This is a genomic window from Shewanella sp. SG44-6 (genome assembly GCF_014164185.1).
Classification (GTDB): domain Bacteria; phylum Pseudomonadota; class Gammaproteobacteria; order Enterobacterales; family Shewanellaceae; genus Shewanella; species Shewanella vesiculosa.
In genome coordinates, this window is the sequence record NZ_JACJER010000144.1 from 1 (window position 1) to 10,555 (window position 10,555).

The following is a 10,555-nucleotide window of genomic DNA, read 5'->3' on the forward strand; positions in this document are numbered from 1 at the left end:
GGCCACTAAATTCTACAAAGCCTAAATCGCCTTTGCGATAGCCTGTCAGAGCATCAGAAAATGCACTATTGGCTTCGCCATCATCGTCATGGGTACCAAAAAAGCCAAAACCTTTTCCCGCTTTGCCCGAATAGGTCTGATGTAACTCTTCTAACATGGTTTCAACGGCGTGAGTATTCAACAACGGTTGCGGGCGTAAACGACAACGCATTTGCCCCTGACTGTCTTGAGATATTTCGTGAATAATTGCTTGCTCAATACTAATGCCCATAAGCCTTGTTAATCCTAGTCAGTCACAGATGATAATTTTAAAAAGAATGATATCAGACCAACCGTATAAATCGAACAAGGGTTTACGATATTCCTCACATAGAGCGAATAAAACTTGAGGCGAGCGCCGGCTAAATCCGTTATTATGTGCAGCTAATTCATTCTTTATTGAAGTTTTCTGACTATGGCAATTCAATCTAAATACACAAACACTCAAGTTGAGGCACTTATCAGTGAGCTGCTTGCTGTGCTAGCAAAGCATCAAGCACCTACCGATTTAAGCCTGATGGTACTAGGTAACTGCGTGACCCATTTGCTTGACAAAAAAGTCCCAAATGAGTCTCGTCAAAAAGTAGCAGAGCAATTTGCCAAAGCTTTAACACAGTCGATTAAGTAACGACTAAATAAAATTTATCACTAATGCTAACAATCAGTTACACTGAAAAAAAGCCGTGATAATAACGTAGGAATACGAGTTAACATGATCGAGCGCAAAAAGCAGCAAATGACGCGTGATAAAGTGTCACGCTTAGTTAATTGGGGTCACTGGTTTGCCTTCTTTAATGGCATATTGGCGATGTTGATTGGCGCTCGGTATATCGGCAGTGTCGGCTATCCAGAATCCATTATTGGCTGGGCATATCTTACTATCAGTACCATTGGCCATTTTACTTTTTTGGCTTTTATCGGTTACTTAGTTTTTATCTTCCCGATTACCTTACTCCTACCTTACTCTAAAATTTTACGCGGTTTTGCTGCATTTATTGCCTCAATTGGATTATATGCCCTACTGTATGACACCATTATTTATGACGACTATGGTATTCATTTAAGTCCTTTTGCCTTTGATTTAGCTTGGCAAGACCTCAACGCGCTATTGCACAGTACCTCATACATAGTCACCCCTATCGTCATTGTGATTGTTGAACTTACCGCGGCCAATTATTTGTGGAAACGCATCGACAAAATCCAGAAAAAACAATGGGGTAATAAAGTGGTATTGTTTGTCGGAATTTGTTTCGTCAGCAGCCATTTATTTCATATTTGGGCCGATGCCACTAACATGACTGAAGTCACTCGTTTTGATGACGCTTATCCAGTGTCATACCCAGCAACAGCGCGATCGTTTATGGAAAATCACGGCATTGACAGCAGCATGCAGTCAACAGGATCACGCAACACTAAATCGCGAAAGTTAAGCTACCCCATCAATCCGATGCAATGCAGTGCTGATAGCCAACCAAATATTATGCTGATCACCATAGACAGCCTTCGAGCAGACATGGTCGATAACGTCACTATGCCGTTTTTAAGCCAATATCGAATCCAAAATCAACGTTTTACGAATCACTATGCTGGTGGTTCTGACTTTGAAACCAGTATGTTTACTCTCATGTATGGTCTACAAGGTAATTATAGTGACCGCAAAGAGTTTGACAGTACTAGCCCAATCTTAACCAACATCCTTAAGCAGCAAGGTTATCAATTAGCCATGTTTGCCCCCGAAAATGAACAATACGCTGCCAATAGCGCAATGTTTAACGGCATGACCATGCACATCAGCGAAAGTCAAAATGGCAGTGCAGATGCCGACATCAATACCATTAGCACAGTCAATCAATGGCAACAGAATCAAACACAACCTTGGTTCAGCTTAGTCAATCTGACTGCACCGAAAGACTACGATACTCCTGTTGGTTTTTTAGGCGTGCAAACCGTGAAACCGCAAATGCCATTAAAGCCAGCACAGAAAGTATTGTTTAACCAATATCGTCAGTCGCTTAACTTTATTGACCAGCAACTCGCTACGCTACTCAATAATGTCAGTGATGACACTGTGGTGCTTATTACCGGCACATACGGTCAAGTTTTCACCAGTAACGCCAGTGATGCACGCAGCGATTTATCACCCGGTAACGTTAAAGTGCCACTGATCATTCATTGGCCAAACAGCAGTGGTAATAAAGTCAATTACCGCACTAGCCATTATGGCATAGCACCAACCTTGCTAAGCCATGTCTTAGGCTGCACAAACCCAAGTACTGATTACAGCTCGGGCCGAAGCTTGCTAGAGCCTAATAATGAAACCTGGGTCTACATAGGAGATAGTCGCCGTTTTGCTATCTATCAAAAATCTGAAATTACCGTGCTGGATCGCTTCGGCAAGTACCGTATCTATGATTTGGACTACAAAAAACGCTTAGATAAAAAAATGAGTGCACCAGAACTCATCCAAGTGATGCGCGAAGGTAGAAGGCTATACAACCAATAAACCAACCAAAGTAGCATTCATTGGTGTTAGTTATGCTTAAAAAGTGCTGAAGGTAATACAATAAATATTACCTTCAGCATCTAAGTCAATATCGACCTATATCCATGAGCAACGCTTATGCAAAAGGCTATATTCTAGCCGCTTATCCAATATTCGTTATCGTAATTGGGCAGTTTATAGTCAATCGATAAATAGCGCTTAACTAACTGCTTGCACTCGTTAATTACTGTTGATAAAGTGCTTATCCGCTTAGTGAACTCAGCTGAGTTACCCCAAAGCCATTAGGCCAACTAAGTGATACTTTATCAACTAGCTTGATACTCAATATTGACTGCTAGAGTGATAAAGTACTAAAAACTCGGTATGTAGCGCAGCCCGGTAGCGCACTGTCATGGGGTGTCAGGGGTCGGAGGTTCGAATCCTCTCATACCGACCAAATCAGATGTTTTATTCCGATATATTATCGAAATTGACCTAAACAAAACCCCGTTTCAGCAACACTGAAACGGGGTTTTGTTTTTCTAGTTTGTGTTGAGCAATCCAGTTAATTCTTTTATAGCCTTTAGCCTGCGACACAGTAGACTTCGCCACATAAAAACCAAACACTAAATCACTGCCCCATAGTTCTGGCAACATTGTTAAAAACGAAATGGTCGCTATGGAGATTGATCAAATTGTTAGCTTAGTTTGAACATTATTACTTTTGTGCCAGTAATAAGCGCTGACACAGTTTGACAAAGTCTGAAGATGTAACGATACCAAGAACATTATTTTGCTCATCAACCACCGGCAAGCAACCCAGTTTATTATCAATAAAATATTGTACGACTATAGTCAGAGGTTCATCTAAGCCTAACTTTTGTACTTTCGTGTCCATAATATCGGCAATTGGAGTATATCGCTCTTTTCTGTCTAACGCTCCTTGACCATATTTATTAAGCATACTCAACACACTGGCGATCATCTTTTTGTGAGTCAACATGCCGATGAGTTGTCCATTTTGCTCAGAAATAACCGGTAAATGACGCACATTACGGCTTTGCATCAATTGGTGAGCATCTTTAAGGCTAGCTTCATGACTAATGCACACCGGATTTGGGGTCATAATGTCGCATACTTTCATGGTATTACTCCTTTACAGCTGTCATAACATAATTCACTCCGAATGAAGACTATATCGAATATAGAATGCCGCTGGTAGCAAAATAAATAGGCATAACAGTAACCTTCATATCGACATTGAGCCAGAGACTAAATAGCCTTAAGCAACTCCTCTTAAAGGACTCAATGCTTTATACAATTGATTAATTTTTATGGTATATGTCTAGCAATACCATATCCTTAGGCTAAGTGATATCCCATTTCTTTGAGCATTCCGCGGTGATCTAGAGCTCCCGCGTCCCTTTACACCTAAAAATACTTTCGTGATACTCACAAATAAGTCTTCTTGATGCCTAAGAGTAAATACCAAAGCATTATCATCAGAAGTATTCATCCGTCGTATGTCTGTTTATAAGAAAGTGAGTTATTTAATGCAATATAAAAATCAGCCACACGGATCGTTTCATAAAAGAACTGACTGCCTATAAACTCAATATCAATGCTGACTTTTACGTCATATAAGCCACGACATAAAGCTTGTGGGCCTTTTTCTGTAATTTACAAAATTGAATGGCATGAATTGAACTTTCACACACATTTTTCTGCAGCATCTGCATGACAAGGTGCGACGATTAAAAGCAGTAACATTAGTACCTGTATTGATATTCACTGCACAACGAAATAATGTCGTATTTCAACCTTCATTTTAATCCTACAAAGACCAATGTACTGAGTCATGTCCTGCTTAAATTGCTTTACAATATTGCACTGAGAAGCCGTAAAGAGATGGTTTCTAACCTTAGTTAATATTCACTATAACTGCCAATACGTTGATTATCAGCGTGACTTTCGGCATATGTACTGCAGATGATAATTCAGAATAATAAAAGATTGATAGCACCCTTTATATCAGCAGTCGTCGGCATTAAGCTTAGCTCCATTTCCACATAGTAACTTTATCACTTCAGTATGACCCTGCTGCCTGGCACGCATCACAATGGACAACCCTTTACCATCAAGAGCATTAATATCTGCCCCTTTGGCTAATAAAAACTCCATTACAGCAATATGTTGCTTATTCGCGGCATAGATCAATGCAGAAAAATGCTTATTATCATACTGATTAACCTCTGCACCATGAAAGATAAGTTGTTGCACAGTATTGAGTTGACCTTGTTCTGCCGCAGCCATTAATGGCCGAAAATTATCATTGTTTTTTCCATTAACATTGACTCGGTTATCTAACAAAAGATTAATCGATTCCAGATCATTATGCTCGATGGCAAGTAGCAAGGGGGTCATCTTACTTTCATCGCTTTCTATTTCAGTCGCGGCGCCATGAGATAATAATAAACGGACCATTGCTATATTGTGTGTTCCAATGGCATACAACAAAGGAGATGTTCCAGCATTATCTTGAGTATTAATGTCGGCTCCGTAGCTGAGCAATATCGTCACGATATTTATATCTGAACGATTTGCCGCCCAGTTCAGCGCTGTATGCCCTGTTTTATCTTTTATATTTACGCTCGCCCCTTGCTTAAGCAGAGTATTAACGACGTCGGTATGCCCACTCAACGCCGCGAGCATTAAGGCTGTACGCCCTATTCTGTCTTTTGCTCTGGCATCAGGACTTGCTCCCTCTTTAAGAAGTTTATTCACCGCTTGCACATCGCCAAAAGCGGCTGCATGAAGTAATGCTCTGCGTTGCTCGTGAGAGGGTTTTAGGGGTTTAGCATTATTATCCTGAGCATCAATCAATGACGGATTATGTTGCAAATCATTGCTTTGGTCTAATCGTTTGGGGTCAGCTTGGCTTGCTGAAGAGCGGGGTGGATTAGCATATTGTTGATGCTGAAAGTAAGCAGAACCTCCCTGTTGTCGATATTCAGGATAACCAACATTAGCACTATTTATATGCTGTTCATCTATGATTGGTGATTGTTTTAATGGGCTATCCTTAGCTTGTTCTTCTGATGTTGTTTCCTTTCCACCACGATAATTAGCTTCACCTTTACCTAGCTTAGGCATATTTTTCTGGTAATCGTGGCCCATTGCCGGTTTTTTAGCACTTTGTTTAGCTGTTGGGGTGACTGTTGTTTGAACTAATTTAGTTGACTTTATTATTACTTGTAATGGGTTCGTGCTTGTTTCAGCAGGCGTAGCTGAAGTAACAGGTGTCTCTAGTTGGGTTGGATCACGATTATCTTCAGCTGACAAAGTGATAATTGCCGAAGATAAAATAATAATCGCAATGAAGACAATTTGTATAATGCGCATCTGCTATTCCTATCCTTTCGGTCTATAAAAACGGCTAATAACAGTTTATGTTTAGCTTGTGTGAAAAGGAGAGAACAGCGCTTCCCCCCTTTGATTCACCAGTCAATCCTTAATTAAAATCTACGGATTTTGGTTATTGCAGTACCAGTATTGTTATCATTATTAAGATCGCCTTCGGCAAACACTGTCGCCGTCCAGATAATTTTCTCGTTTTTTAGGATATTGACTGGCCAGCTGAAGTTTAAAGATGTAGCAGCCCCGCCAGCTAAGTCACTAAAAGCCAAGCTAGGCAGGTGAATAACCAATCCTCTATTGGTTACGCCACTCACACTTACCTCGCCACTAACACTACTCTCTTTCAGATTGGCCACTTCGACAACCATAGCCACAGTGTCACCAAACTTAGCTTGTGCTGATGCAGCAAAGGCCGTCAATGCGACATCTACCTCAGTATTCACCACAGGTACTTCACCCTCATATTCGATGATAAGCTGCGCGTTATATAAAGCCGTCGATTTACTATCGCCTTTAATATAGACCGCAAGATCAAAGTCCGACGTCATCGGCAAACCATTGCTGGTGACAGGCGGTTCACCTGAGTCAGAAACAATTGTGACATACTCATTTGCAGTTACATCTACCCAGCCTTTACTCGTTGCGAGTGGAGAGGTTTCGCCCTCAGCCCAATCGAGTAAATTGATCACTGTTGTTGTCGGTATACCCACAGTATATTTCACGTTATCTTTGGCAAAAGGCGGCGCACTACATTCAATCAAGGGGATTTCCATTCCAGGAAGGTCTTGACCAAACTTATTAGGTTTAAGTCTCCAGCGTGGCCCAGAAACCAGCTCCCCAAGCGAAGCATCGGGCAAAGCACTACCGATGAAGTCCTGAATATTTGGATCTGGATTTGTATCATAAGACCATTCAAATGGGTCTCGATTAAGGGTGGTATAGTAGGCGTTAGAATAACCACCAACAAGATCCGATGAGAAGGCATAAGGATGATCGGAGGGTTCTGAACCAGGAGAAGCTGCAGGGTCTAGCGCTTTAGGGGAATTTTTTAGTACGGTACCGATTCCGATAAAAGACGGTTCTAAAGACCCTTCATCAGTATCAATTATGTCACTATCGCCTTCATAACAAGGAACAGTACTTTTCCAAATAGCAGTGTCACCTTCACCTTCAATTCTATAAGATGGTTTACGACCTGTTGCCGCCTCATTTTCCAAGTCTTCAGGACGAAGTTGGTCATTAGGATTATTAGTGATCCAATGATTAACCACCAACTCTGCTCGAGTAACCACAAAGTTTGCTGCTGGATCTTTCCATTCTGCTGGCAATGCCAGCTGAGCATACATGCGAATATCATTAGGCCGTTTATGTATTCCTCCCCAACCATAAAGTGGCTTACCATCATCTTTAAGCTGTATAGAATAATCAGTACTTAAGGCAATATTATCTAACATATTGGTCTTATCATTAGGGAACATCTGACAGCCAATTGGATCATTATCTGCCACACAAGGTGTTGCCTTGATCAAGCGTTCATATGCTTTCCCACCGACTAAAACTTGGACATTATCATCCAGTGGTGCATTTGCACAGTCAAACGAGAGACTGCCGTCTGGTGTTGATAAAATTGCTTGGGTACCATCTGGACTGGCAAAAAAGTATGGGATGGTTTCATAACAACTAAGGGCATGCTCCATAACGGTATAATGTTCCGTTTCACATTTTACCGAGGTGCCACCTAACCCTTGACACCAAGTACCTAATGGAGGTTTCACCTTATATTTTTCGGTGGCAGCATTAGCAACTTGAATACCGATAATCTCTCCTCCATCGAGAATATTACCAACGAATCCTTCTAGGTAGTCACCATTGCGCGCTTTGGGTTGGGCGCCAAGAAAATCTACAACGTAAAATCCAAATTCACTATCGACGGGATATAACATCACCCCCGACTTATCAAGAAATGGAAGATTATCACTAGGACAACTGATTTCTCCAATATCACAAATAATTGATGGATCTTCAGAGAAAGTCACACCATTAAGTCCCCCCAGAACATCCTTAACTGAAAAAACGTGCACTGGCGATTCATAAGCCGTAGCACTCCCTATTGAGGCAAGCAATGCTATAGAAATAGCAAGGGCAAGCGGTTTTTTATTAAAATATTTAACAAATAACATAACAACCTCCTGTAATTATTTTGGGATTAAATTAATCAACCATAACAACCTCCTATATTTTATTTTTATGTAACTAAGTTGGGGCGGTATTAAAACTCGACAAGGTTTATGCACTCTGTAAACCTTGTTCGCCAGTCGATCCAACAGTCAAAACCTTAAACAACCGGCACCGACATATAACATTTAAACCACCTTTTTATTACCAAAAAGAAACCCATTAAACATACCGTTAACCATACAAAAAATGTGGAAATATTCAAGAGGGTAAAATAGCCCTTAATCCATCAAAATGCGCTTTTTGACTTGAAAAATATTTAATTTCAATTAATTAAAAAATACGGGGTCAGATCAATAAAAAGTGATATTTTTGACTATGCTGATCAAGGAGTTGGCGTTCTCATTCTTTCGAATGACAACTACACATTTTAGCTTTTTAAATATTACGGTTATCTCAACAGAGCTTGCATTTACTCGCATCAGAATAAACGCTGTAGTTGATGTATGCAGTTCAAGCCAGATAAGAAAACCCACTCATTTAGCTGGTCCTATGGAGATATGCGGAGTCGTTGAAATACTTTGGTTTAAACCGACTAACTCAACGGTTTATCTCTTTGAAGTTAAGTGTGGTATTGCTTTGGTACAACAGCCTTGAACCCATTAAAAAACCCAGTATCAATGACGCAATACTGGGTGTTGTATAAACTCAATGCTCAAAGACTAATTTATCGCTTCGTGTAGCTCCTGATACATTAACTCACGCATCTTAAACTTCTGGATTTTACCTGTCACTGTCATGGGGTATTGATCGACAAATTTGATATAGCGCGGCACTTTGAAATAGGCAAATTTCTCAGTGAGAAAATGACGAATATCGTCTTCAGTAATATCGGCATTGGCGCGCACTTTAATCCATGCGCACACCTCCTCGCCATATTTGTCACTTTGAACGCCAAAGACGGCTGCGTCCTGCACATCTTTGTGGCTATAGAGCTTTTCTTCAATTTCACGAGGATAAATATTCTCGCCGCCGCGAATGATCATGTCTTTAATTCGGCCGACAATTTGTACGTAGCCAAGTTCATCCATTTGACCGATATCTCCTGAATGCAGCCAGCCTACACTGTCAATGGTTGCGGCAGTTTTCACCGGATCATTCCAGTAACCTTGCATAATGCAGTAACCTCGGCTGCACACTTCACCGGGTTGGCCAACAGCCACCACATCACCAAATTCATTGATGATTTTCACTTCAGTGTGCGGCAATGCACGACCAACTGTGAGCACTTGCTTTTCGATGGAAGAATCAATCTCAGTAATATGATTTAGCGGGCTGCACTCGGTTTGTCCGTAACCTATTAATACTTGTTTCATATACATTACATTTTGAACGCGGCGCATCACTTCTTCGGGGCAAGTGGCGCCCGCCATTACACCAGTGCGCAATGAACTAAGGTCAAACTCGTTAAATTGCGGATGCTCTAATTCAGCGATAAACATGGTCGGTACACCATGTAGTGCGGTACAACGCTCTTGTGCAGCCACGGTTAACGTAGTTAGCGGATCAAAAGACTCCCCCGGGTATACCGCTGCGGAGGCATTTATAATTGAACATAAACTGCCTAATACCATGCCAAAACAATGATATAGCGGCACAGGAATACACAATTTATCAGCCGGAGTAAGCTTCATCGCCTCAGCCACTAAATAAGCATTATTTAAAATATTATGATGCGATAATGTCGCGCCTTTGGGGCTGCCAGTAGTACCAGAGGTAAATTGAATATTAATCGAATCATGTGTACTAAGAGAGTCAGCAATGCTGGCCAACACATGTTGATCATCGGCGTTAACCTCCACCAGCAAATCATTAAAATTAAGCATACCAGGGGTTTTGTCTGTACCCATGCGGATAACAAATTCAAGTTTTGGCAGTGCGCGAGCGGATAAACGGCCCTGATTACTGCTCAATTCTGGCAATAACTCATTCAACATTTGTAGGTAATCGCTGGACTTAAACCTATCAGCACAAATCACGGCACGGCAACCAACATTGCTCAAGGAGTATTCCAGCTCTTCAGGTCGATAAGCGGGATTGATACACACCATAATGGCGCCAATTTTAGCGGTCGCAAATTGTGTTAAACACCACTCAATGTTGTTAGGCGACCAGATCCCTACTCTATCTCCTGCTTGAATGCCTAGCTGCAATAAACCTGTGGCGAGGGAGTCTATTTTTTCTTGATACTGGCGATAGTTCCAGCGGATATGTTGATGGTAAACAACAACAGCAAGATTATCTGGATAGATGTTAGCAATATCATCAAAATATTGACCAATGGTTTTATTGATAAGCGTTATTGAAGTATCACCATGGTATTCACTCAGAGTAAGAGGAAGTTGCGCTTGGTGTTGTTTGACCATTAAAGCCTCCGTGCAT

7 protein-coding genes and 1 tRNA gene are annotated in these 10,555 nt (G+C 41.1%); 3 read left to right on the plus strand and 5 right to left on the minus strand.

All coding sequences use genetic code 11. The annotated features are described in order from the left end of the window. A partial coding sequence (locus H5185_RS18775) for a nucleoid-associated protein (RefSeq protein WP_182742852.1) occupies window positions 1–271 on the minus strand: 271 nt, incomplete at its 3' end. Window positions 272–454: 183 nt separating this feature from the next. Here H5185_RS18775 and H5185_RS18780 point away from each other — a divergent pair. From H5185_RS18780 to H5185_RS18790, 3 genes are all read left to right on the plus strand, one after another. Then, entirely contained in the window at window positions 455–667 is a 213-nt protein-coding gene (locus tag H5185_RS18780) for a YejL family protein (RefSeq protein ID WP_124016475.1), read from the plus strand. 84 nt (window positions 668–751) lie between these two features. Then, window positions 752–2,542: a DUF3413 domain-containing protein gene (locus H5185_RS18785; protein ID WP_182742853.1), complete on the plus strand. Its 1,791-nt coding sequence runs from the start codon at window positions 752–754 to the stop codon at window positions 2,540–2,542. Between the two features lie 359 nt (window positions 2,543–2,901). After that, a tRNA-Pro gene (locus H5185_RS18790) sits at window positions 2,902–2,978 on the plus strand. Between the two features lie 261 nt (window positions 2,979–3,239). On the opposite strand, the gene H5185_RS18795 is transcribed toward H5185_RS18790, so the two are convergent. From H5185_RS18795 to H5185_RS18810, 4 genes are all read right to left on the minus strand, one after another. Next, a complete protein-coding gene (locus tag H5185_RS18795; protein ID WP_124016473.1) occupies window positions 3,240–3,665 on the minus strand; it encodes an HPP family protein in 426 nt (141 codons plus the stop codon). A gap of 887 nt (window positions 3,666–4,552) precedes the next feature. Then, a complete protein-coding gene (locus H5185_RS18800; RefSeq protein ID WP_182742854.1) occupies window positions 4,553–5,923 on the minus strand; it encodes an ankyrin repeat domain-containing protein in 1,371 nt (456 codons plus the stop codon). A 113-nt stretch (window positions 5,924–6,036) separates the two neighbouring features. Then, window positions 6,037–8,118, minus strand: a complete 2,082-nt coding sequence (locus H5185_RS18805) for a hypothetical protein (RefSeq protein WP_182696988.1) — start codon at window positions 8,116–8,118, stop codon at window positions 6,037–6,039. Between the two features lie 717 nt (window positions 8,119–8,835). Further along, window positions 8,836–10,539 (minus strand): AMP-binding protein, encoded by a 1,704-nt coding sequence (locus H5185_RS18810; protein ID WP_182742855.1) that lies wholly within the window; start codon window positions 10,537–10,539, stop codon window positions 8,836–8,838. Window positions 10,540–10,555: the final 16 nt, after the last annotated feature.

What these genes read in the sequence shown, in the direction of transcription:
- H5185_RS18780 (WP_124016475.1), top strand. Translation starts at nt 455, where the DNA reads ATGGCAATTCAATCTAAATACACAAACACTCAAGTTGAGGCACTTATC.
- H5185_RS18785 (WP_182742853.1), top strand. Translation starts at nt 752, where the DNA reads ATGATCGAGCGCAAAAAGCAGCAAATGACGCGTGATAAAGTGTCACGC.
- H5185_RS18795 (WP_124016473.1), bottom strand. Translation starts at nt 3,665, where the DNA reads ATGAAAGTATGCGACATTATGACCCCAAATCCGGTGTGCATTAGTCAT.
- H5185_RS18800 (WP_182742854.1), bottom strand. Translation starts at nt 5,923, where the DNA reads ATGCGCATTATACAAATTGTCTTCATTGCGATTATTATTTTATCTTCG.
- H5185_RS18805 (WP_182696988.1), bottom strand. Translation starts at nt 8,118, where the DNA reads ATGTTATTTGTTAAATATTTTAATAAAAAACCGCTTGCCCTTGCTATT.
- H5185_RS18810 (WP_182742855.1), bottom strand. Translation starts at nt 10,539, where the DNA reads ATGGTCAAACAACACCAAGCGCAACTTCCTCTTACTCTGAGTGAATAC.